This is a genomic window from Collinsella aerofaciens (assembly GCF_028209625.1).
In the GTDB taxonomy this organism is placed as follows: domain Bacteria; phylum Actinomycetota; class Coriobacteriia; order Coriobacteriales; family Coriobacteriaceae; genus Collinsella; species Collinsella aerofaciens_AM.
In genome coordinates, this window is record NZ_JAQLDU010000004.1 from 1 (window position 1) to 22,223 (window position 22,223).

Sequence of the window (22,223 nt, forward strand, 5' to 3'; positions counted from 1 at the left end):
ACAAAGCTCTGCATGCCCTGTTTCATAAAGAAGGGCCCGTAGATGGGTGAATTGAACGCAATGGGGACGGAAAAGGCTGCAGCGAGAACGAGCGTACAAATCCATACGGCCTTGTCTCTTAGGATTAGTTTGAGAAGAAGTCGACAGTACATTTGGAAGCACCTACGTTCCTCAAAGAATTGTTAGATTAAAAGTAACAGACCGGATGAAGATACGTGCGACGGGGGCGAGGCGAATGGCTGAGCGGTATCGATATGCGGGTTCAACGGTATCACATTGGCCACATAGATTTTTAACTTGCATTTCTACCCGCCCTTTTCGTAGAGTCGCCGATACGTGCTTAGCGCACCCTCGGCGCGTCCGGCAGGCTTTGCGAAATGGGATCCAGTAGACTTCGGCGCAGCATCATCTTGCGGAATGCTTCTAATGAGCCTCCCATCCTTCAAAAACAGAATCTCATCGCACAGCCTATCGACCGAATCCAAGATGTGGGATGACATGATGATGCACGTACCAGAATCGGCCAGCTTCCTGAGAATCTCGGAATGCAAGTCCACCCTGCTGGGGTCGAGCGCGTTCATGGGCTCATCTAATAGAAGGTACCGCGCGCCCGTCGCATACGCAATCGCCAGGGTAAGCTGCTGCTTCATGCCCTGGCTCAGAGTGCGGATCCTCATCTTCGCGAACTCGCCTATCTGCGTTTGTTCCACTATCTCTTCGATATCGCGAGCATGCGGCCACATATCGCAAACCATCTTGAGGTGATCTTCCGCACGCAATCCGGGATACAGCAGCGTCCCCTCACCAGGTGCATAGAAGATCATAGAACGGACCTCTCTCGCACCCGTACCCTGCACCTCATCCAGAACGATGCTCCCGTCCACGCGAGGACCCGGCAAACCTGCCATCGCACGCAGCAACGTCGTCTTTCCATGCCCGTTCGGAGCGACGAGACCGTAGACCGTACCCGGGGCAAACTCAGCGTTCACCGAATCTACGAGCACCTTCTTTCCATAAGAGATCGTCAGCGTTTGAAGGTCAATCATCGAGATCATCCCCTTTCGATCTTTGGAACACTCAGGCGCACCATCAACGGAGATACGGCGCCCAAGACCACCAGCAGAGCGCCCGATGCGCCGACGACCTCTCCAAAAGGCATCGCGTTCGTCCCTCGCCCAAGGAACCCAATCGTCCCCACCTGGGAAGCGGGATCAAACGAGGCGAATGGAGCCAGCAGCGCGACGCCCATGCCCACGCTTTCAACATGAGCGCTCAACGAACCCAACACCAAGAGAACCGCGCAAACCATTCCGGTGACAACGGGGTTGCGGCTAATCGCTGCTGTCAACGCAGCGACGACGGAAATCACGCCGTATGCCATGACCAGCAACGGAATACTGCACAACACTGCCTCCCCCACCATGGACGTTGTCGAAGCTCCCGCCCGAATGAGAGCGACGGGATACTCCGATCCACCCGCACCGTTCTTAATCACGGACACAACGACAGCGGGAACCATCGACACCAAAAGCAGCACCAAGCCAAGCAGGAGAGCCAGCGCAACAGCCGTCAGAAAACGCACATGCGCTGTTGCGGGGATCTGGAGAACCAGAAGGGAACGACACTGCAGGTGGGTGCACGCGAGCGATGTGACAACCACGGGCAACAGCAAAAATAAGGAGGGAAGCGCTGCCTGGAGATACGAAAGGAGGATTAATGGGGGCATCTTCGTACTTAACTCGTAAACCTTGGGGTCCGGCAAGCTCGCGATCGACTCAAGCAGAAGGGCGCGCGCCTCCGCACGAGAAGGAGTCTCCGGCTCGATTCCGATCGATTGCAGGAGAGTCGCATCTGCCGCGCCCAGCTCACCTCGAGCGCGCTCGTACGTCGCAAGGCTTCGAAACCCCTCCGCAGGCATAGGCGCGTACACGAAACCCGAAAGAGCATCCCGCATGTCTTCCAGGGCCGCTTTGCCCTCGACGTCCATATTCGCAGCGTTCTGCTCTAGATACCGATCTATTGAACGGAGCTCCCCATCCCTATACCGAACAGCGGAAACGTTATCAGCGTCAGGAAACATCTCGACCAGAGCCGGGGCCAGCATCGTCGTCGACATTGCAATCGCGCATACGGCGAGGGTAGGAGAACGCAGGAGCAGTTTCCCCATCGTTCTTACGTATGCAACGGCGGAGGCACAAGCGCTCGAACGAGTTGCCGTTCTCGATGCAGTGAAGGAACCTCTCTCAAGACAAATCGGGGATATCGGGCACGCGCAGCCGCTCTTTCCAGCAACGCAAAGCAGGCTAATTGCCAGCACCTCGATCCCGATTGCGCATACGAGGGCAATCGCGCCACGCTCGAAGCAAAGTCCAGGCAGATTCACTATCTGCGTTGTCGGGTACGGGCTATAGGCGCCGACGGTCAACTCAGTGTTCGCATACGTAAGGGGATTCAACAGGGCGAACTCACGTAAAGCGATGGATCTTCCGTAATACCCGGGAACCATCGTCACCCCCATCAGGGCACATACGAACACGATTCCAAGCGTAGGGTTATTGGCAATCTTCACGGCAAGGTGAACGACAAGCGAGATGAACGCTGCCACCAAGAATTGCAAGATGGCCGTCTGCACGAACACCAGCCAAGCCGGTTTGATAACCGGAGTCGCATATTGAATGTAGCCTATCGGATAGAACGGCGAGCCCGGGCCATTCTTCACAAGCGCGGCGATTATCCCTGGAAGATTGATGGCGAGGACGGCAAGCATTGCAAAAACACTCGCCCATACGCTCGATGCAACAAGTCTACCCAGCTCGCCCATCGGTGCCTGGATGATGAGCTTTTCACGTTTGTTAAGACGTGCGGCAAGGAACGAGACGGCAACGGCCGTTGCGACCCATAGCAAGTACTCCTTCGATCCGTCATAATAGGTGTACTCTCCATCCGATATCTGCAGAAACGGAAGTAGGGGAGAGAGCGGTGCCAAGATAAGACGTCCCGCGGCAAGAGGGTACAGAAGCGCGGGCATGCTTGATGAAGAGGTATAGACACCGTCCTCCCCCGCATTCACAAGCGCATCCGCATAGGATGCTGACAATTCCTGCTCAACACGGGTTATTCCCGACTCGAGGTATTCGACCCGTCCGTCGATGCCAGCCGCGCTCCTGAAGACGGGCAGAGCACAAAGAACCATCAACGCAACAACGACAACACAGAGCGACCTGGAGGAGAGAAGCGACCTAAAGATCGCCTTCGAGATTTTGAGCATATTCATCGCCAACCTTAACCTCATCCAGTCGGAACAGAGGGGCCGAACAAAATGCTCGGCCCTTATTACTTGCCGGCAAAGTCAATTTAACATAAACTGTTAAAAAGTAACCTGAGTTTTTTAAATTCTTCGGAGGTTATTATGAGTTCCGACAATCGCACTCCCCGGCTTCATTCCTTCCGCATCGCATGTGCGATAGCCTCTGCGACCCTTTGCGCCACCGCCATCGCACAAGTGGCGTTCTCCTTAAAGCCAGCAATCGAAGTGCTCGACAACCCTGTAATTGCAGACTCCCCCGCGTATCCAGCCCTTGCGATCTCGACATTGGTCCCTGCCGTCATCGGTATCGCTACGACCATCCTCAGCGCCGTTCTCGTGTGGACGATCAAGAGCGGAGACCCCTTCAAGAAAGGGTCTGCGACATGCTTGAAGGTGCTCGGCATTCTCTTCGTTGTTCAAGCTGCCACCAGCCTCTACGCCGGCTCACTCAAAACCTCCGTTTCGATGTTTGGCGGCGAGGGGGCCGTCGGCGCCCAAGAGATCGCTTCATCATTCGATTGGACCTCTCTGGTTCTCGGCATCGTCCTGTTCATGCTTTCCCAGCTCTTCTTGTACGCCCGAGAGCTGTACCTCGACTCCGACGAGATTGCGTAAGGAAACGCCATGCCCGTAATTGTTCGCCTCGACAAGATCATGGCCGAGCGAAAGATTTCCTCGAACGAACTTGCCGAAAGGATTGGAACCACGCCCGTGAACCTGTCCCGTATTAAAAAAGGGCATATTCGCGGCATTCGCTTCAACACACTCGAGCAGCTATGCCTCGCCCTTCGTTGCCAACCCGGAGACCTTCTCGAAGTCATGAGCGAAGAGGATGCCCGAAAGGAGTTCGGACTCGATTGGTCCGCCGAGGATTAGAGGGCGGTCGTACTCGCCCTGCACACGGGGATGCGAATCGGCGAGGTCTGCGGCCTTCGGTGGTGCGATGTGGATTTCGAGACGGGCCTGATCTCGATCAGACACTCGGTGGCGTACGCGAAGGGAATGGGTTCGTTCATCAAGGACACCAAGACCTATGACGCCAGGGGTATCCCCATCGACCCGGTCGGCCTACTCCCCTTCCTGAAGGAGACCCACGAGATCGACTGCGGAAAGCTGCGCTTGCGCGGCCTTACCGGGGCGGTCGAGATCGGGGGCTGCTACATCCTGTCGGAGCCGGGCGCGACCTTCGCGACGACAAGCTATATCCGCAGGGCGTTCAAGACGTTCTCGGAGACCAACGGCCTCATGGGCACCAACGACGAGCTGATCACGTTCCACGGCCTTCGCCACACGTTCGCAACGCAGTGGATCCGCCAAGGCGGCGATATCAAGGCGCTCCAATCGATCCTCGGCCACAAGGACGCCATGGCGACGCTCAACGTCTACGCCGACATCGAGCCCATCTCCAAAATCCATAACATGCTGCGTGCCACGCCGTGCCTTTGGCGCGGGCACCTCGGGCCGAGGGTCGATCCGGGTCCCATGTTCCAACAGAGGATCCAGGAGTCCATCGAGACGCTCCAGGCGTTCGGCTACGGCATCACCGAGCCGGACGACCGAAATATCGCCATACGCGACGTGAAGACGAACAGTTGGCTCTAGCTCACCGAGTACGCGGCAGTGCTGGGCCCATCCCAACTGAGGTCACGGTGGTCCGATAGGGGCGCCGCCCGCGGCATGCGCCGCGGAGCGGTATCCCCTACCGAAGGGCGGGGATGCCCTCCGCTTCCAGTTCGGAATCAGCCGTCGGAGGCGTTCGGCTGACTGCGGGAACGGCCTGTCCGCTCAATGTGTTCGGCTGAGATCGGAAATCAACCCAACACGAGCCGGACACGCGCCAGACGGCTCTTCCCCGTACGGCCTTCCCCCTTACGCTCATGTTGCAGGCATGTAACGCCGCAGCGAGCGCGCCTTTTTTGCGCCAGACAGGTACAATGATGAACACTGTACCGTAGCGGAGCGCCCCGCGCGCGCCGCAACCACGCGAAAGGGTTTCCCATGGCCGAGATCTCGTCCTCCCGCATCGTCATCACCGTCCTTGGCAAGAACCGCCCCGGCATCGTCGCCGGCGTCACCCGTGTCCTGGGCGAGGCCAATGTCGACATCCGCGACATTACGCAGTCCATTATCGAGGACATCTTCACCATGACCATGCTGGCCGACACCGCTGAGTCCAAGCTCGACTTTGCCGAGCTGCAGAAGGCCCTGGCCGAGGCCGGCGAGCTTTCGGGCGTCAATGTGTCCATCCAGCGCGAGGACGTCTTTAACTTTATGTACCGCCTGTAGCGAACAGGTCGTGCGGGAACAGGCTGGCGCATCTGCACCCAAGCACGCCGCCCCCACACGACCCCGAGAGGAGCGCGCATGGCTTACGACGCCAAGAAAATCTACTACCGCTTCGATGACCATCTGAGCCGCCTGGTCTTGGATTATGAGGCGAGCCGCCAGATTTCGCCCGAAAGCGAAAACCTCTACTACGGCCTGCCGACTGATCCGTACGACGAGGGTCTGTTCGTCGAGCATAACGTCAAGCGCGGCCTGCGCAATGCCGACGGCTCGGGTGTGGTCGCGGGTCTTACCCGCATCTCGGACGTGCACGGCTACAACAAGGTCGACGGCAAGGTCGTGCCCGGCCAGGGCAAGCTCACGCTGCGCGGCTACAACATCGAGGACCTGGTCAACAACGCGCAGGCCGAGAATCGCTATGGCTACGAAGAGGTCGCCTACCTGCTCATCACGGGCTCGCTGCCCAATAAAGAGGAACTCGACGGTTTTTGCGGACGTCTGGGCGCTTTTAGGCACCTGAGCGACGAGTACGTCAAAGAGTTCCCCATGACCACGGTGTCGTCGAGCATCATGAATGTGCTTCAGCGCGCCGTGCTGCTGCTCTACGCCTTCGACGCCGAGCCCGACGCCATTACGCCCGAGCACGAAATCGACGTCGCCATCTCCATGCTCGCCCGTCTCCCCCGCATCGCCGCCTTCGCGCATATGGCCTCGGTCGCCAAGCGCCGCGGCTCCGAGGTCCATGTACCGCATCCCACACCCGGCCTCTCCACCGCCGAGACCATCCTGCAGGTGCTGCGCGGCGGCATGGCATTCACCCGCGACGAAGCCATGCTGCTCGACGTGATGCTCATGCTGCATGCCGAGCACGGCGGCGGCAACAACTCCACGTTTGCCTGCCGCGTGCTGTCCTCCTCGGCCACCGACCCGTATTCCGCCTACGCCGCGGCTATCGGCTCGCTCAAGGGCCCGCGCCACGGCGGTGCCAACGCCAAGGTCGTGTCCATGCACGAGGACATCCGCGCGCATGTCTCCAATTGGGAGGACGAGGACGAGGTCGCAGCCTACCTGGGCAAGATCCTCGACAAGCAGGCCTTCGACGGAACGGGTCTCATCTACGGTATGGGCCACGCCGTCTACACGCTGAGCGACCCGCGTGCCGAGGTGTGCCGCCGTTACGCGCGCACGCTTGCCGCCAAGAAGGACCTGGGCGATGAGTTCGCGCTCATCGAGCGCATCGAGCGCCTGGCGCCGCAGGTGATGCGCGATCACGGCATGACCAAGCCCATCTGCGCCAACATCGACCTGTACACGGGCTTTATCTACAAGATGCTCGGCGTGCCCGAGACGCTCTTTACGCCGCTATTCGCCGTTGCCCGCATGGCCGGCTGGTCGGCGCACCGCATGGAAGAGCTCTTCTGCGCGCACCGCATCATCCGTCCCGCGTATCGCCCGGTTATCGAGCCGCTGAAGTACAAGCCGCTCGCCGACCGCTAGGACGCGGACCGTTATAGAACCCGAGCGTGGCCAGGGCATCACCGCCCTCGGCCACGCTTTTTGCCAGTAGAAAGGGCTGCATCGAATGATTGTGTTTTCCGACATGGATGGAACGCTGCTGACGAGCGATAAGCAGATGAGCGACGCCACCTGGGCGATGCTCGACGAGCTCGCGCGCCGCGGTATTGAGTTTGTGCCCTGCACGGGGCGCCCGCTGTCGGGCGTCTTTGAGCCCATCCTCGCCCACCCCGCCGTACACTACGCAGTCTGCGCCAACGGTGCCAGCGTCTGGCAGCTCGACGACGGTACGCCTACCGATGTCTCACGTGCTACGCGCATTTTGAGCCGACCGCTCGACCGCGCCATCGCCCACCGCGTCCATAGCATTGCCGCCGGCCACGATGTGACCTTCGATATCTTCGCGGACGGGCAGTGCTTCCTCCCCCGCCCGCTCTACACGCGCCTGGACGAATTCTGTGGCGGCGATCCTCACATCGCGGCTTCGCTCAAGCGCACGCGAACGCCGATCGACATGGATATCGACAGCAAAATCGACGAAGTCGAGGTGCTCGAACGCATCGCCATGTACTGGCACGACCCGGCCGATCGCGACGCCATCGCGGCGGAGCTCGACACGCTCGAAGGCATTGAGGTCACGCGTTCGTACGCCATGAATATCGAGGTCATGGGCGAGGGCGCTACCAAGGGGACGGCCCTCACGTGGCTATGCGAGCACCTGGGCGAGCCCCTCGCCGACGCCTGGGCGTTCGGCGACAACATCAACGACATCCCCATGCTGCAGGCGGCGGGTCACGGCATGGCCATGATCAACGCCGAGCCCGAGGATCGCGAGGCCGCCGACGCCATCACCGAATACGACAACGACCACGACGGCGTCGCCCACACCATCATAGCCGCCCTCGCCTAGTCATCGGCCAGTCATTGGGGACGTTCTTAAATGACTAGTCGTTGGGGACAGTCTTCGCGAAAAAGCTGCAAGGACTGTCCCCCACTGCCGGCAGAAAAGGAATGTCCCCATCTGCCGGATTAGGCGAGACTCTCCAGCACGCGACGGAGCTCCTGCTGGACGGCGTGGTCGCGGTTGCAGCCTACGACGCGATCGGCAACCGCTTTGAGCGCGGGGCGCGCGTTTTCCATAGCACAGCCCGTACCGACAAAGCGAATAATCTCGTAATCGTTCATCGAGTCGCCAAACGCCATGACCTCGTCGCGCCCAATGCCGTAATGCTCCGCAAGCTGTGCGATGCCCGAGGCCTTCGACACACCGGGCTGCATGGCATCGATCCATGCGTTTCCAGAAGGCGCAAAGGTAAAGAGCTGGCCGAGCTCACGCTGCAGTACGTAGGCACTGTCCATAACGGCACAGTCATCGCAAAAGATACTCGCCTTGATGATATTTACGCTGGGATCGGGCAGCTCCCAAATGCGCTCGGCATTGGGAAGGTCCTTATCGACCTCGCGTACGAACTTGCACTCATCATCGAGCAAGAAGGATTTGGTTCGGTCAAAGAGCGCAAGATGCAAATTGGGAAACGTCCCGACGGCCTGGGCGAGCTTTCGAATCGCCAGGTGCGAATATACCTCGCGGTCTACCATCTTGCCGTCGGCGTAGACCTGGGCACCGTTAGCTGCGACAAAGTCCATCTTGTCACGAACGGGCGCAAAGAACTCGCACAGTCGATCGTAGCGGCGGCCTGACGATGCGGCAAAATGCACGCCATGCTCGCGTAGCGCCAGGATCAGTTCATAGGTCTCAGGCGGCACCTGGCCATTTTCGTCAAGCAGTGTGCCGTCCATATCGGATGCAATCAGTTTAAACATAGAAAAGCTCCCTTCGGGGTTGTTGGAATCGAACGTGTATCCGATTCCAACGTACCCAAAGGGAGCTCAAATAAGACTCCGCGGTCATAAACGTTACATGGACCTAGCAAATAGCTCACACGTGCCAGAGGTCCCACGGTCGCGGCGTCAGGCGGCACGCCAAAGAGTGTCCCCGACGACTAGTCGTTTAAGAACGTCCCCGATGACTAGTCGGCGTAGGTGAAGGTGGTGACGTCGAACATGCCCTCGGGACGGATGCGGAGCGTCGGGATCACCGGCAGGGGCAGGAAGATGATGCCCATGATGGGATCGAGCGGTGGCTCAATACCCATGGCGCGCGCCTTGACCATAAAGTCGTCGTGCTGCGCCGCCACGTCCTCGGCCGTGCCCTCGCTCATCAGGCCACCGAGCGCCAGCGGAATGCGCGCTACGACCTCACCATCGCGCACCAGCACGTGACCGCCCTGCCCCACGGCTTCAACAGCCGCCATCATATCGGCAGCGTTATCGCCCACCACGCACACGTTGTGCGAATCGTGGCCGATCGTCGAGGCGATGGCACCGCCCGTGATGGTAAAGCCGCGCACCCAGCCGCGACCGATGTGCTTGCCGACAAGACCCAGACCCGCAGGACCATCGCCGTCGGCACCCTCAGCTTGCAGCGACACGCCGCGGCCGTGGCGCTCGATCAGCATAATGCGGCGCAAGCCCTCGGCACTCTCGGGGCGAGCCATACCCGTGATGGCCTTACCCGGCACCACATCAATCACGGCCTCGCCCGGCTTAAAGGCATAGTCGAATACGTCGAGCGAAAGCTTCGGCAGCTTAACGGAGGCGCGTAGCTCATCGGCAAGGGCCGCGACCTCGGCCATCTCGGGTGCAATCTCGCCCACAAAAGTGCCGTCCTGTGCCACGAGCGCGCCGGCGGCATACACGCGATGCGGAGCCGTGGCAAACGTCAGGTCATTGAGCACCAGCAGGTCGGCACGCTTGCCCGGGGCAATCGCACCACGCAGCTCGTGTGGGTCGCGGCAACCGTGGTCCAGGCCAAACGCCTCGGCCGTGGAGAGGGACGCCATAGAGATAGCGACCACGGGGTCGATGCCGGCCTCGATAGCCGCGCGGCAGGCATTGTCGATCATGCCGGTCGCAAGCGCATCGGAAGGGGCGCGGTCGTCGGTCGCGAAGCAGCAGCGGCGGGCGCGCGCGGGATTCTCTAGCAGCATCGGCGACAGGTTGGCCAAGTCGTGGCTACACGTACCTTCGCGCAGCATCACATACATGCCGCGGGACAGTTTATCGAGCGCCTCCTCGGGAATCGTCGACTCGTGGTCGGCGATAATACCCGCCGCGGCATAGGCATTGAGGTCCTTGCCGGCAACGAGCGGCGCATGACCGTCGACTTGCTTGGACGGCGTCTGGTTAGCGGCATCGATGCGAGCACAGGTCTCGGGATCGGCCATAAAAACGCCCGGAAGGTTCATCATTTCGCCCAGGCCAAAGACATCGCCCGGATGCTCGGCAAAAAACGCCTGCATATCGGCAGCCGAAATAACGGCACCGGCCTGCTCGTCGGGCAGCGCGGGCACGCACGAAGGCATCATGTACTTGATGGAGATGGGTGCGCGGCGGCCGTCCTCGATCATAAAGCGCAAGCCGTCGAGACCGGCAACATTGGCAATCTCGTGGCTGTCGGCAATGGCGGTGGTAGTACCGCGCGTCGCGGCCATGCGAGCATACTCGGCGGGACGGATGTTCGAGGACTCGATATGCAAATGCCCGTCAATAAAACCGGGAGCGAGATAGCGACCCTGGCAGTCGATGACCTCAGTTGCCTCGTAGGTGCCAGCAGCATCGTCGCGACCATCGTAGAGCACGCCGACGATCACACCGTCCTTGACGGCAACGCTACCGGGCGCCACACGCTGGCCATACACGTCGACGATCTGCGCATTGGTAAACAGCGTGTCGACGGGCACGCGCCCCTCGGCAGCATCGATCACAGACCTCATGACCTCAACGGACATACATACTCCTTTAACCGTAGAAAAAAGCTGCGGAGCGGACAGACCTTCACCGCAGCAAGCCAATAGCCATTGTATGCCAAAAAGAAAGTCCCGCTAACACCCCTTCCGCTTAACGGCACCGCCAAATGATCCCTCCGTCCCCAAGGGATCGTCGCAACCAAAAAGGCCGCAGTCGGGATTCCCGGCTGCGGCCTTATTGCACTTGTGAGGTCAACTCGCTCGTTAGACCAACTTAAAGCCCTTGCGCTTGCCCACGGAGAGGGTGTCGCCCAGCTTGAGGGCGCTCGGATCGATGTTGTAGCTCTTGGGAGCCACAGCCTTGCCGTTGATCTTGACGCCGCCGCCGTCGATGTCGCGGCGGGCCTGACCGGCGCTGGCCGAAAGGCCCAGGTCCTTGAGCAGGCCAGCGAGGTAAATCTGGCCCTCGTCGTTGACGGTCAGCTCAACGTGCTTCTCGGGGAAGTCGGCAAGCTGGCCCTCCTTGAACACACGGTCGAACTCGGCCTGAGCCTCGTCGCCGGCGCCAGCACCGTGGTAGGTGTCGCACAGGTCGCGGCCTAGAGCGCGCTTGAGCTCGTAGGGGTCGGCGGAGCCATCGGCCAGGGCGGCATCGATCTTGTCGACCTCGGCCGGGGTGAGCGAACTGGCCAGACGATAGTACTTGCCAATCATCTCGTCGGGGATGGACATGGTCTTGCCGAACATATCCTTGGGAGCATCGGTCAGGCCGATGTAGTTACCGTAGGACTTGGACATCTTACGGACGCCGTCGGTGCCCTCGAGCAGCGGCATGGTGAGCGCGATCTGCGGTTCCATGCCCATCTTCTCCATGAGCTCGCGGCCGGCGAGCAGGTTAAAGAGCTGGTCGGTGCCGCCCATCTCGACGTCGGCCTTGATCTGCACGGAGTCGAAGGCCTGCATCACAGGGTACAGGAACTCGTGCAGGGCAATCGGCGTCTGGGACTGGTAGCGCTTGGTAAAGTCGTCGCGCTCGAGGATGCGGGCGACGGTGAACTTGGAGCACACCTGCAGCAGGCCGGCCAGGTCCATCGAAAGGATCCAGTCGCCGTTGTGCACGATGGTGGTCTTCTCGGGGTCCAGGATCTTCATGGCCTGGCTCACGTAGGTCTCGGCGTTGGCCTCGATCTGCTCCTGCGAAAGCTGCGGGCGGGTGGAGTTCTTGCCCGAGGGGTCGCCGATCAGCGCAGTGCCGTTGCCGATGATAAGGGTGACGTTGTGGCCCAGGTCCTGGAACTGACGCATCTTGCGCAGGGGCACGGCATGGCCCAGGTGCAGGTCGGGGCTGGTGGGATCGACGCCGAGCTTGATGTTGAGGGGCTCGCCCTTCTCAAGCTTCTTGCGAAGGTCGGCCTCGGGGACGATCCGCGCTGCACCCGAGGTGATGATACGCATTTGCTCGTCAACAGACAGCATTGGGTATCCTCCTTTTGCTATAGCACCCTCACCGGATACGGCGGTGCTGGAAGTTCATAAACCCACTAATAATAACCAAAAAAGCGCGACGCGGCACCTACGACAGGAAAATCCTCGTCCTGCCGCACGCGTCGATAACGACCGGCAAACGCGTGCCGTCACGTTCGACCAAAAAGCGCGCCTGCTGACGGCGCGAGCAGTCACGGCAACGGACCTGCCCCGTTGCATCCGTGGCGCAGGCGCCCTCGGCAGTCAGCAAGCAGTGCTCGCACACCATGAGCTCGGGACGGTCGGCATCGACAGGCCCCAAGACACCGGGGCAAGCGGCAAGTTCGGCAACACGCTCCGCATCATTGCCGAGCAACTCGGCCGACAAGCACACCCGCCCCGCACCGAGTCCGCGCAGCCAGGTAAGCGTGGCCCGATTGGCACAGAACACCGGCGCCGCCACGTCAAACGTTGTGCCCAGCTCGCGGGCCATCGCCACTTGTCCCAGATTGCGGCAGACGACGCGCCCGGCACGCTGCATAAGCGCCCGAGTCCGCTCGGCGTCGCCCGCGCGGCACACTTCGTCGAGCACCACCGTTGTATCGGACAGATCTCGCTCATCGCGCGGACCCACATCCATCAGCTCCCAGGCAAAGACCATACGAGCAAAATCCTCGCGCTTTGCCGGCCCCGCCGACCCCACCAACTCCGTCGACGCACCGCCATCCACCGCAGCGCCCTCAAAGGGCAGCACCTCAACGGCACGCGCAACGGGCGCAATCGCATCCGCCTCGGCCCGCATGCGCTCCAACACCGCCGCCGTCTGATCCAACACGCCGGCGCTGCGAATCAGATAGACCTCGCAGCCCGCGTCCACCTTACGTTTGCAATGCACGACGATGCGCTCCCCCGCAGCGGCATCCACGGGGCAAGGCACCTGTGGCCAGCGCTTGGGCACATCGGGACGCGCGTCGGCACCCGGGTAAAATCGGATTTCGAGCGTATCGCCCGCCGCCACGGCGGCATCAAGCTCAACCGTCACCTCTTCGTGACCCACCGCCACCAAGTGGCCCACGCGCACGCCCTGGTTGATCGCGCGCTCAAAGCTCATGAGCTCGGCACCCGAACGACCCCGCAGGTAAGCATCGGTAAACCCACGGTTAAACGACCTTCCCAGCTCGCGTTCAAGCTCTTCCACGGCACCGGAGTCCCACGCGCCGTCGCACAGCATATCGAGTGCCCGACGCCACACCCTCACCACGTTGAATACGTAATCGGGATTCTTCATGCGCCCCTCGATCTTGAGCGATGCCACGCCGGCGGCAACAAGCTCGGGCAGGTGCGCGATACCCAGATAGTCACGCGGACAAAGCAGGCGGTCTCCCTCAACGGCGACAACGCTCTGCCCCGCCTCGTCCACTAGGTCGTACGCCAGACGGCACGGCTGCGTGCAGTCGCCGCGCATCGCCGATCGTCCACGCCGCAGGGCCGAGAACTCGCACGCCCCCGAATAGCCGATGCAAATCGCACCGTGGCAGAATACCTCGATGGGCACGCCCGTGGCACATAGCGCCGCAATCTCGTCGACCGTCAGCTCGCGTGCCGTCGTCACGCGCTCGACCCCCAGCTCATCGGCGGCAAGCCGCACGGCACCCTCGCTATGAGCGCCCGCCTGCGTGGACAGGTGAATCTCGACCCCGGGAATCGCCGCGCGCAGCGCGCAGGCCAACCCGGCATCGGCGACAATCAGAGCATCGGCGCCCAGCTCCAGTGCATGAGCTCCCAACGCCACCGCGTCGGACAACTCATCGTCAAACACGAACACGTTGAGCGTTACGTACACACGCACGCCATGGGCATGCGCCACGGCGCAGCCGCGCGCAAACTCGTTATCCGTAAAGCCATGGGCGCTCACACGGGCGTTAAAGCCGCCCAACCCCGCATAGATGGCATCGGCGCCCGCGGCGATGGCCGCAAGCATCTGGTCGAGCCCGCCCGCCGGCGCCAGCAGCTCGGGCAGCGCCGCACCGGCAGCATCCAATCCAGTCTCGTATTGTCCGCTCGGCCCCATCGTCCGAATCGCCATCGACAAACTCCTTACCAAGGTATGCATTCACTCTGAAAAATGCCGTCTTCCAGCATACACGAGGCCTCGCGCGCCCCGTTTGGTTTATCGTGTAATAACTTATGTCCATCCTGCCCCGACGGCACATCCACCGTCTGGCACGACATACCTGGAGGTCAATATATGGGTCCTCGCCAACGACAGGGACACAGCCGTTCAAAGACGCACGCCCTGCCCATAATCCTGCTCTCGTTTTTGGGCTTTCTGCTGATTGCGGGCGTGGCGTTTGGCATCGGCATGGTCGGTAACGTCAACCGCTGGCTGTCCGATCTGCCCGACTACACCGACGCCAACGCGTATCTGGTGAGCGAGCCCACCGAGATCGTCGACTGCAACGGCAACAAGATCGCGAGCTTCTACACGCAAAACCGCAAGTCCATCACCAAGGACGAGGTCTCCCCCTACGTGCTGCAGGGCACCGTTGACGTCGAGGACGAGCGCTTCTACGAGCACGGCGGTATCGACCTGTGGGGTATCGCGCGTGCTGCGGTGGCAACCCTCGGCGGCGGGCACGAAGGCGCCTCGACGATCACCCAGCAGCTTGTGCGCAACACCATCCTGCAGGAGGAGCAATTCGACTCGACCATTGAGCGTAAGGTGCGCGAGGCCTACATCGCCATCAAGATGGAGGACATGTACTCCAAAGACGAGATCCTCATGATGTACCTCAACACCATCTATTACGGCCACGGCGCCTACGGCATCGAGGCCGCAGCCGAGACCTATCTGTCCAAGAGCGCCGCCGACCTCACCCTGAGCGAGGCCGCGCTGTTGATCGGCCTTCCCAACTCGCCCTCGCAGTACGACCCCACGGTCAACCCCGACCTGGCGCTGTCCCGTCGCAACAAGGTCCTCGACAACATGTTGCGCCTGGGCCACATCACCCAGGAGGAGCACGATGCCGCACAGGCCGAACCCATCACCCTCAATGTGACCGAAATCTCGGGCAGCGGCGTCGACGTATACTCGCAGCCCTACTTTGTCTCCTACGTCAAGCAGCTGCTGGAGCAGGAGTTCTCGACCGACGTGCTCTTTAAGGGCGGCCTGACCGTCAAGACCACCATCGACCCCACGATGCAGCAGGTGGCAGAGAATGCCGTCCGCGAGCAGCTCGACACGCTCTCGCTTGACGGCCTGGACATGGGCATGGTCGTCGTCGACCCCAAGACCGGCTACATCAAGTGCATGGTGGGCGGCTACGACTACAACGCCGACGAGAACCACGTAAACCATGCCACGGCCAAGCGTCCCGTCGGCTCCACCTTTAAGGCCTTTACGCTGGCAACTGCCATCCAAAACGGCATGAACCCCAACGTCACCCTCAACTGCAACTCGCCGCTCAAGGCCAAGGGCACCACGACCGAGGTCCAAAATTACGCCAACCAGAGCTATGGCAACATCACGCTTAAGCAGGCGACGGCATACTCCTCCAACACCGGCTACATCCAGGTGGCGGAAGCCGTCGGTAACAGCAAGATCATCTCGCTCGTCAAAAAGCTCGGCATCGACCCCGCCAAGGACAACATCGAGGACGTTCCCGTCATGACCCTCGGCACCGGCTCGATCTCGCCGCTCGAGATGGCCGCCGCCTACGCGACGTTTGCCAACGGCGGCTACTATCGCCAGCCGATCGCCATCACCGAGATTGACTCTCGTACCGGTTCGGTGCTGTACCAGCACACCGACAATCCCTCACAGGTGCTTACCGAGGGCGAGGCCGCCGCGGTCACCGATGTTCTGTCCGGCGTCATGAAGGGCAGCGGTACGGGTGCTGCCGGCGCTCTGAGTGTCAACCAGCCCTATGCCGGCAAGACGGGCACCACCGACAACACCACCAACCTGTGGTTCTGCGGCTATACCCCGCAGCTGGCGTGCGCCCTGTGGACCGGCTATTCCGCGGGCGAGATCCCCATCCAAAAGTACGGCACGGACCTGCTGGGCGACAGCACCAACCTGCCTGTCTTTAAGCGGTTTATGAACACCGTTCTGACCGGTACCGAGCGCGAGGAGTTTGCGACCGGAACGGCGCCCACCTACAAGAACAACAGCGTCTGGAAGTTCTACGGCACCAACAACACCAAGAAGTCGGAGAACGACGACAAGGACAAGGACGAAGAGGAAGAGGAAACCACCACAACGACTACCACGACGACCACGACCACCGAGACCACGGGCGGCGACACCACCGGCGGCACCGGTACGACCGGTGGCTCGACGGGTGGCTCCACTGGTGGTTCGACCGGCGGCGATGGCGGCACGCCTACGCCTACGCCTACGCCTACGCCTACGCCCACTCCCGACCCCTCGCCCACGCCTGACGATACGGTCGGCTAAGAAGTACGCGACTAAAGCCAACAAGGCCCCGAGCAGCTTATTGAACTGCTCGGGGCCTTTTAGTTTGAAGCGACCTGGTGGGCGGTCTTTATACCGGCAAACAAAAAGGGGTACCGACCAACGTCGATGCCCCTTACAAGCCACTATGTCAGCGCACACAATGCCGAGCGCACGACCCGCACACCTACTTGCGAGAATTGCTCAACTTATTGATCAGCGCCTCAAGACGCTCGCCGTCCTCGGCCGTCTGGGCAATAACCAAAATCGTATCGTTGCCGGCAAGCGAGCCAAGCACATCGGGCAGCTCTGCCGCATCAACAGCGGCGGCGATGCCGGAAGCCGTGCCAGGCTGAGCCTTGATCATAACCAGATTATCGGTGCGCAGAACGCCCGCTACGAGCTCGGAAACCATACGCTGCAGGTGCAGGTCCTCTGCCAGAACATAGATGCCCTCAGGGAGCTTACGCAGCCCCATATCGGCAATATCGCGAGAGACAGTCGCCTGCGTGCAATCAAAGCCCATAGCGCGGAGCTCATCGACCAGCACGCGCTGCGTGCGGACGTCCTTATTGCGCACAATATCTCTAATGGCATCCTGGCGCCCATTGCGTTTTTTAGCCATACAAACCCTCTCTCCAAAAGATGGCGGAGACAATCAATCAGTGATTGAATAGTTTAACGCTATTTGAAGGCTTTTGTGTATAAGAACGCATTTCGAAACAATTCTATGCAAATTTGTTTCGAAATGAGCCGTTTAGGCGGTTTTTGCGCTCGTCCGGTTAAGAAAAGCTGCCAGATGCGTACACATCACGCAGCGCGCAGGCTTGGCGCTGGCGATCGGCCCAAACAACAGACCGAGTCCCCGATGGTTGTCCTTGAGCGCGGCGACCATCTGACGGGTTCGAGGCGCCTCGAGCATATCACGCATGCGGGCGGAACGCTCGATTGACGACACTCCATGCGGGCTCAGACACAAATTCTCGATGCAGGCGACCAGTCCGGCAAAGTAGAACTTTTGGCTTGCCAGCTTGAGCCGACCACCGCTATCTGCTTCCGAGAGTGAGTCCGCAAGCTCGTCGAGCGCTCGAGTGTCATCGGATATCCTGGCATACATGGTGGGATCAAAGGCATCTGTAAGCTTAGGTGCCACCGCGTGGAAACAAGCGTCGCCGCAGCCGGACACGAATCGTGCCTGCGAGAGCGCATAAGCCATAAACTCAACCGTACGGTACGCCTTGCCGCGCGACAGGCATGCCTCAAACAGCGGACGGCTATACATCACGCCAGAGGTCTGAGCGACTAGGCCGCCTAAAATCAACTGGGGCAGCCCAGTCACCATAGAAGACTCGTCTTCTATGGCAATAGAGGCAGCATCCAAGACGCGCGAATGACGCTCGCGGTGCGCATCGTATCGATCGAGCGACACCGAGGGGAGCACAATGTCTGCCGCAGTATCGCACGCGATATCGACCATCTTGGAAAGGGCCTGCGGAGCAAACCACTCATCGGCGTTCATGGCGATGATTTGAGAGCCGCGCGAGGCATCAAAACCGGCGCGAAGACAAGCGCCACGCTTCGCGTCCTCGACGTCAATCAAATCAATATGGATGTCCCTGTCGGCAGCAACTTGAAGCGAATGGCGCACACCGGGCGCAGCATCGCGGCAAACAACGACAATCTGCAAATCGTAGAGGTCTTGGTTCTGGATACTCTCGAGCGCACGCATCGCATAGCTGGGCGAACCTTCTACCACAAGGATCACCGAAAGTCGCGGATGCGAGCCACGTCGAACCAAATTATCCGTCCTCTCGACAGCAATGAATCAAACCGTGGTTCATGGTACACCCCGGCAATAAAAGCAATGAGACACCGGTTGCATTGCACGCCAAGAACAGATGTTGCACACGCGCAGCCCACAGATGACAGGTGTCGACGCACGACACGTCGAGCCCTACCCTAGTCGAGCACGACAAGCTCGGCGGGATCGTAATCCACGCCCATAAACGTAAGGCCGCAGGCAGGAGCTGTGGGGCCCGCAGCGGTGCGGTCGCAAGCATCGATAACCTCGCGCATCCACTCGGGTTCACGGCGATGCATGCCAATCTCGACAAGCGTGCCCACGATCGAACGGACCATCGAATGCAGAAACGCATTGCCCTCGATGGTGAACGTCAGGATGTCCTCGCCAAACGCAACCTCATGGCCAAATTCGGCACGCATCACGCAGCGATGCGTGGGCTTGCCAACGGCCGAAGCGACCTTGCAAAAGCTTTTAAAGTCCTGCTCGCCCAGCAGTGCGGGGCAGGCAGCAGACATAGCCTCAACATCCAAGGGATAGCGATGCCACCACACGGCACCGCGGGACAGCACAGGGCGCGCATCTCGATCGGCAATGCGGTATGTATACGTACGGGAACGCGCGTCAAAACGCGCAGAAAAGCCTTTACGGGCCTTGTAGACCTCGTTAATGGCGATATCTTTGGGCAGCAGGGCATCCATAGCCCGCAGCCACCTACGGCGCGTACAAGCGAGCTCAGCGTCCGTTACGGGCACGCTGATGTACTGAGCCACGGCATGCACGCCGGCATCGGTACGCCCCGCGCACGTCAGATCGATCGGGCGGCGAAGCAGCGTCTCGATGGCTCGACGTAGCTCACCCGCAACCGTCGTCTGTCCCGGCTGCTCGGCAAATCCGCTATACGATGAGCCATCATAGGCCACGCGAAATACGAGCGTGGCGTCAAGCTCGGAAATCGAATTGAAATCAGACGGCGCAGTCATGGGCGCTCCCAACAAACAAGCAACGGTATCGCGACAAAAAAAGAGGGGTACGCGAACGTACCCCTCGAATATAGCCTATGCAGACGGAATGTCTACTCAGCGGTCTCCTCAGCAGGAGCCTCCTCGGCGGCGGTCTCCTCGACAGCCTCGACCTTCTTGGGAGCAGCGGCCTTCTTGGGGGCCGGAGCAGCCTTCTTGGCCTTAGGCGTGCAAGGCTCGGTGACGAGCTCCATGATAACGATGGGAGCGTTGTCGCCCTTACGGTTACCGAGCTTCATGATGCGGGTGTAACCGCCGTTGCGGTCCTGCCACATGCCCTGAGCAGCCTTGTCGAAGATCTCGGCAACGAGCTGCTTATCACCGAGCTTGGCGATAGCCAGACGACGAGAGTGCAGGTCGCCCTTCTTGGCCCAAGTGATGATCGGATCGACGACCGAACGCAGCGCCTTAGCGCGGGTCTCGGTGGTCTTGATGCGGTCGTTCTCGAAGAGGGCCTTAGCAAGGCTCTTCTTCATGGCCTTGGTGTGGCTCGCATCGGTGCCGAGCTTAAGGCCCTTCTTAACGTTGTGACGCATGGTCTAGTTTCTCCTCAAATATGCGAAGCATTAAGCCTTCAGGCTCAGGCCCATGGACTCAAGCTTGTCCTTCACTTCCTCGATCGACTTAACACCGAAATTACGGATGTTGAGCAGATCGTTCTCCGAGAACTCAACGAGCTGACGGACCGAGTGAATGCTGGCGCGCTTAAGGCAGTTGTAGGAACGGACGGAAAGGTCCAGATCCTCGATCTGCTTGTCCAGCTCGGCGTTGTCGTTGGTGACCTCGGGAGCGAAGATCGAAGCCTCCTCCTCGACCTCGGGGGTCTCGGCAAGGTTCATAAAGGCGGCCATATGCTGGTTGATGATATTGGCAGCCTGGACCACGGCGTCGCGCGGGGCGATGGAGCCGTTGGTCTCGATCTCGAGGACAAGGCGGTCGTAGTCGGTATGCTGACCGACACGGCAAGCCTCAACGAGCTTGGCGCAACGGGAAACCGGCGAGTACAGCGAGTCGACATGGATCACACCGATGGGATCGTTGTCGCGCTTGTTGGCCTCGCCAGAAACATAGCCGCGGCCATAGCCGATGCGCATGCTCATGGTGAGATGGCCACCCTCGGTGAGCGTAGCGATGTGCTGCTCGGGGTTGACCAGCTCAAACTCGGACGGAATAAAGAAGTCCGCACCGGTGACCTCGCAGGGGCCGTCAACAGAAATGGTGGCGGTCGCCTCGTCGGTCGTGCCGAGAGCCCTGAAGACAAGACCCTTGACATTCAGGACGATGTCGGTGACATCCTCGACCATGTTAGGGATGGTCATGAACTCGTGCTGTGCACCATCGATCTGAATAGCCTCGACGGCGGCACCCTCGAGCGAGGACAGAAGTACGCGACGAAGGGAGTTACCCAGCGTATCGCCGTAGCCACGCTCGAGCGGCTCGACGGAGACACGAGCAGACGTCTCGTTGATCTCTTCGACCTGAACCTGAGGCCTAATGAATTCTGACATGTATTACCTCCAGCCTCAGCAGCCCGGATGGACTACTTAGAGTAGAGCTCGACGATGAGCTGCTCGTTGATATCACCGCTGATCTGCTCACGCGTCGGCAGAGCGAGCACGTTACCAGACAGCTTCTCGATATCGACCTCGAGCCAGCCAGGGACCTCAAAGCGCTCGGAGGAAATCAGAGCCTCCTTGATGGGGAGGAGGTCACGGAACTTCTCGCCGACAGCGACGACGTCGCCGGCCTTGACGCGGTAGGACGGAATATCCACGCGCTTGCCGTTCACGGTGAAGTGACCGTGACGGACGGACTGACGAGCCTCTTTGCGGGTGCGGGCGAAGCCAAGACGGAAGACGACGTTGTCAAGGCGAGACTCAAGGATGATCATGAGGTTCTCACCGGTGACGCCGTTCATCTTACGGGCCTTGTTGAAGTAGCCGTGGAACTGCTTCTCCAGAACGCCATAGATGAACTTGACCTTCTGCTTCTCGCGCAGCTGCATGCCGTACTCAGATTCCTTGCGACGGCGCTTGGGCTGACGGATAGATTCCTTCTTGCTGCTGTAACCGAGCTCAGCGGGATCGATCCCGAGCTGACGGCAGCGCTTAAGAACAGGAGTCCTGTCGATTGCCATATTGATACGATCCTTTCAGTTACACGCGGCGACGCTTCTTGGGGCGGCAGCCGTTGTGCGGAATGGGGGTCTTGTCCTGGATGCTCGAGACCTCGAGGCCAGCAGCCTGGAGGGAGCGAATGGCGGTCTCACGACCGGAGCCGGGGCCCTTGACGAAGACGGAAACCTTCTTCATACCGTGCTCCATGGCCTGCTTGGCAGCAGCCTCGGCAGCCATCTGGGCAGCGAACGGCGTGGACTTACGGGAGCCCTTGAAGCCCACCTGGCCAGCCGACTTCCAGGAAATGACGTTGCCCTGGGGATCGGTGATCGAAACGATCGTGTTGTTGAACGTAGAACGAATGTGAGCCTGGCCCACGGAAATGTTCTTACGGTCCGCGCGCTTCAGACGGGCAGCGCGAACGTTCTTCTTAGCAGTAGCCATCT

Annotated in this window: 20 protein-coding genes; 7 read left to right on the forward strand and 13 right to left on the reverse strand. The window is 60.4% G+C overall.

Annotation, left to right across the window (positions count from 1 at the left end; translation table 11 throughout):
* Positions 1-305: 305 nt before the first annotated feature.
* Complete coding sequence (locus PMW70_RS02735; protein WP_271743819.1) at positions 306-1,046, reverse strand: ABC transporter ATP-binding protein; 741 nt, start codon at positions 1,044-1,046, stop codon at positions 306-308.
* A 5-nt stretch (positions 1,047-1,051) separates the two neighbouring features.
* Positions 1,052-3,274, reverse strand: coding sequence for a hypothetical protein (locus PMW70_RS02740; RefSeq protein WP_271743820.1), 2,223 nt, complete (start codon positions 3,272-3,274; stop codon positions 1,052-1,054).
* 135 nt (positions 3,275-3,409) lie between these two features.
* Between PMW70_RS02740 and PMW70_RS02745 the strand changes: the two genes are divergently transcribed.
* The 6 genes from PMW70_RS02745 to PMW70_RS02770 all read left to right on the forward strand — a co-directional run bounded on the left by PMW70_RS02745 (position 3,410) and on the right by PMW70_RS02770 (position 8,018).
* The gene (locus PMW70_RS02745) at positions 3,410-3,922 is read left to right on the forward strand and encodes a DUF2975 domain-containing protein (protein ID WP_006235293.1); all 513 of its coding nucleotides are present in this window, start codon (positions 3,410-3,412) and stop codon (positions 3,920-3,922) included.
* A gap of 9 nt (positions 3,923-3,931) precedes the next feature.
* Positions 3,932-4,183 carry a helix-turn-helix domain-containing protein gene (locus PMW70_RS02750; protein ID WP_006235292.1) on the forward strand — a complete coding sequence of 84 codons (252 nt, stop codon included), beginning with the start codon at positions 3,932-3,934 and terminating at the stop codon, positions 4,181-4,183.
* Between the two features lie 18 nt (positions 4,184-4,201).
* Positions 4,202-4,909 carry a site-specific integrase gene (locus PMW70_RS02755; protein ID WP_271743877.1) on the forward strand — a complete coding sequence of 236 codons (708 nt, stop codon included), beginning with the start codon at positions 4,202-4,204 and terminating at the stop codon, positions 4,907-4,909.
* A gap of 396 nt (positions 4,910-5,305) precedes the next feature.
* A complete protein-coding gene (locus tag PMW70_RS02760) occupies positions 5,306-5,593 on the forward strand; it encodes an ACT domain-containing protein (protein ID WP_006235289.1) in 288 nt (95 codons plus the stop codon).
* Between the two features lie 78 nt (positions 5,594-5,671).
* Complete coding sequence (locus tag PMW70_RS02765) at positions 5,672-7,090, forward strand: citrate synthase (protein WP_271743821.1); 1,419 nt, start codon at positions 5,672-5,674, stop codon at positions 7,088-7,090.
* An 85-nt stretch (positions 7,091-7,175) separates the two neighbouring features.
* Positions 7,176-8,018: a Cof-type HAD-IIB family hydrolase gene (locus PMW70_RS02770; RefSeq protein ID WP_271743822.1), complete on the forward strand. Its 843-nt coding sequence runs from the start codon at positions 7,176-7,178 to the stop codon at positions 8,016-8,018.
* Positions 8,019-8,137: 119 nt separating this feature from the next.
* On the opposite strand, the gene PMW70_RS02775 is transcribed toward PMW70_RS02770, so the two are convergent.
* The 4 genes from PMW70_RS02775 to PMW70_RS02790 form a co-directional block, all read right to left on the reverse strand.
* Positions 8,138-8,932, reverse strand: coding sequence for a Cof-type HAD-IIB family hydrolase (locus PMW70_RS02775; protein ID WP_271743823.1), 795 nt, complete (start codon positions 8,930-8,932; stop codon positions 8,138-8,140).
* A gap of 206 nt (positions 8,933-9,138) precedes the next feature.
* On the reverse strand, positions 9,139-10,959 hold the full coding sequence (locus tag PMW70_RS02780) for an adenine deaminase (RefSeq protein WP_271743824.1): 1,821 nt from the start codon (positions 10,957-10,959) through the stop codon (positions 9,139-9,141).
* 222 nt (positions 10,960-11,181) lie between these two features.
* Positions 11,182-12,393 carry a tyrosine--tRNA ligase gene (gene tyrS, locus PMW70_RS02785; protein WP_271743825.1) on the reverse strand — a complete coding sequence of 404 codons (1,212 nt, stop codon included), beginning with the start codon at positions 12,391-12,393 and terminating at the stop codon, positions 11,182-11,184.
* Positions 12,394-12,490: 97 nt separating this feature from the next.
* On the reverse strand, positions 12,491-14,467 hold the full coding sequence (locus tag PMW70_RS02790; RefSeq protein ID WP_158558585.1) for a U32 family peptidase: 1,977 nt from the start codon (positions 14,465-14,467) through the stop codon (positions 12,491-12,493).
* 162 nt (positions 14,468-14,629) lie between these two features.
* Between PMW70_RS02790 and PMW70_RS02795 the strand changes: the two genes are divergently transcribed.
* Positions 14,630-16,840, forward strand: coding sequence for a transglycosylase domain-containing protein (locus PMW70_RS02795; protein ID WP_117839676.1), 2,211 nt, complete (start codon positions 14,630-14,632; stop codon positions 16,838-16,840).
* Positions 16,841-17,024: 184 nt separating this feature from the next.
* Here PMW70_RS02795 and PMW70_RS02800 read toward each other — a convergent pair whose 3' ends face one another.
* The 7 genes from PMW70_RS02800 to rpsK form a co-directional block, all read right to left on the reverse strand.
* On the reverse strand, positions 17,025-17,462 hold the full coding sequence (locus PMW70_RS02800) for an arginine repressor (RefSeq protein ID WP_271743826.1): 438 nt from the start codon (positions 17,460-17,462) through the stop codon (positions 17,025-17,027).
* A 132-nt stretch (positions 17,463-17,594) separates the two neighbouring features.
* Positions 17,595-18,635 carry a glycosyltransferase family 2 protein gene (locus PMW70_RS02805; RefSeq protein ID WP_271743827.1) on the reverse strand — a complete coding sequence of 347 codons (1,041 nt, stop codon included), beginning with the start codon at positions 18,633-18,635 and terminating at the stop codon, positions 17,595-17,597.
* Between the two features lie 161 nt (positions 18,636-18,796).
* Positions 18,797-19,621 (reverse strand): tRNA pseudouridine(38-40) synthase TruA, encoded by an 825-nt coding sequence (gene truA, locus PMW70_RS02810; protein WP_271743828.1) that lies wholly within the window; start codon positions 19,619-19,621, stop codon positions 18,797-18,799.
* A 92-nt stretch (positions 19,622-19,713) separates the two neighbouring features.
* Entirely contained in the window at positions 19,714-20,196 is a 483-nt protein-coding gene (rplQ, locus tag PMW70_RS02815) for a 50S ribosomal protein L17 (protein ID WP_089573564.1), read from the reverse strand.
* A gap of 30 nt (positions 20,197-20,226) precedes the next feature.
* Entirely contained in the window at positions 20,227-21,168 is a 942-nt protein-coding gene (locus PMW70_RS02820) for a DNA-directed RNA polymerase subunit alpha (RefSeq protein ID WP_006235276.1), read from the reverse strand.
* Between the two features lie 32 nt (positions 21,169-21,200).
* Positions 21,201-21,797, reverse strand: a complete 597-nt coding sequence (rpsD, locus tag PMW70_RS02825) for a 30S ribosomal protein S4 (RefSeq protein ID WP_006235275.1) — start codon at positions 21,795-21,797, stop codon at positions 21,201-21,203.
* A 19-nt stretch (positions 21,798-21,816) separates the two neighbouring features.
* Positions 21,817-22,221: a 30S ribosomal protein S11 gene (gene rpsK / locus PMW70_RS02830; protein ID WP_006235274.1), complete on the reverse strand. Its 405-nt coding sequence runs from the start codon at positions 22,219-22,221 to the stop codon at positions 21,817-21,819.
* Between the last annotated feature and the right edge of the window lie 2 nt (positions 22,222-22,223).

Excerpts from the sequence above, each read along its gene's own strand:
- PMW70_RS02735 (WP_271743819.1), bottom strand. The coding sequence starts at position 1,046 with ATGATTGACCTTCAAACGCTGACGATCTCTTATGGAAAGAAGGTGCTC.
- PMW70_RS02740 (WP_271743820.1), bottom strand. The coding sequence starts at position 3,274 with ATGAATATGCTCAAAATCTCGAAGGCGATCTTTAGGTCGCTTCTCTCC.
- PMW70_RS02745 (WP_006235293.1), top strand. The coding sequence starts at position 3,410 with ATGAGTTCCGACAATCGCACTCCCCGGCTTCATTCCTTCCGCATCGCA.
- PMW70_RS02750 (WP_006235292.1), top strand. The coding sequence starts at position 3,932 with ATGCCCGTAATTGTTCGCCTCGACAAGATCATGGCCGAGCGAAAGATT.
- PMW70_RS02760 (WP_006235289.1), top strand. The coding sequence starts at position 5,306 with ATGGCCGAGATCTCGTCCTCCCGCATCGTCATCACCGTCCTTGGCAAG.
- PMW70_RS02765 (WP_271743821.1), top strand. The coding sequence starts at position 5,672 with ATGGCTTACGACGCCAAGAAAATCTACTACCGCTTCGATGACCATCTG.
- PMW70_RS02770 (WP_271743822.1), top strand. The coding sequence starts at position 7,176 with ATGATTGTGTTTTCCGACATGGATGGAACGCTGCTGACGAGCGATAAG.
- PMW70_RS02775 (WP_271743823.1), bottom strand. The coding sequence starts at position 8,932 with ATGTTTAAACTGATTGCATCCGATATGGACGGCACACTGCTTGACGAA.
- PMW70_RS02780 (WP_271743824.1), bottom strand. The coding sequence starts at position 10,959 with ATGTCCGTTGAGGTCATGAGGTCTGTGATCGATGCTGCCGAGGGGCGC.
- tyrS (WP_271743825.1), bottom strand. The coding sequence starts at position 12,393 with ATGCTGTCTGTTGACGAGCAAATGCGTATCATCACCTCGGGTGCAGCG.
- PMW70_RS02790 (WP_158558585.1), bottom strand. The coding sequence starts at position 14,467 with ATGGCGATTCGGACGATGGGGCCGAGCGGACAATACGAGACTGGATTG.
- PMW70_RS02795 (WP_117839676.1), top strand. The coding sequence starts at position 14,630 with ATGGGTCCTCGCCAACGACAGGGACACAGCCGTTCAAAGACGCACGCC.
- PMW70_RS02800 (WP_271743826.1), bottom strand. The coding sequence starts at position 17,462 with ATGGCTAAAAAACGCAATGGGCGCCAGGATGCCATTAGAGATATTGTG.
- truA (WP_271743828.1), bottom strand. The coding sequence starts at position 19,621 with ATGACTGCGCCGTCTGATTTCAATTCGATTTCCGAGCTTGACGCCACG.
- rplQ (WP_089573564.1), bottom strand. The coding sequence starts at position 20,196 with ATGCGTCACAACGTTAAGAAGGGCCTTAAGCTCGGCACCGATGCGAGC.
- PMW70_RS02820 (WP_006235276.1), bottom strand. The coding sequence starts at position 21,168 with ATGTCAGAATTCATTAGGCCTCAGGTTCAGGTCGAAGAGATCAACGAG.
- rpsD (WP_006235275.1), bottom strand. The coding sequence starts at position 21,797 with ATGGCAATCGACAGGACTCCTGTTCTTAAGCGCTGCCGTCAGCTCGGG.
- rpsK (WP_006235274.1), bottom strand. The coding sequence starts at position 22,221 with ATGGCTACTGCTAAGAAGAACGTTCGCGCTGCCCGTCTGAAGCGCGCG.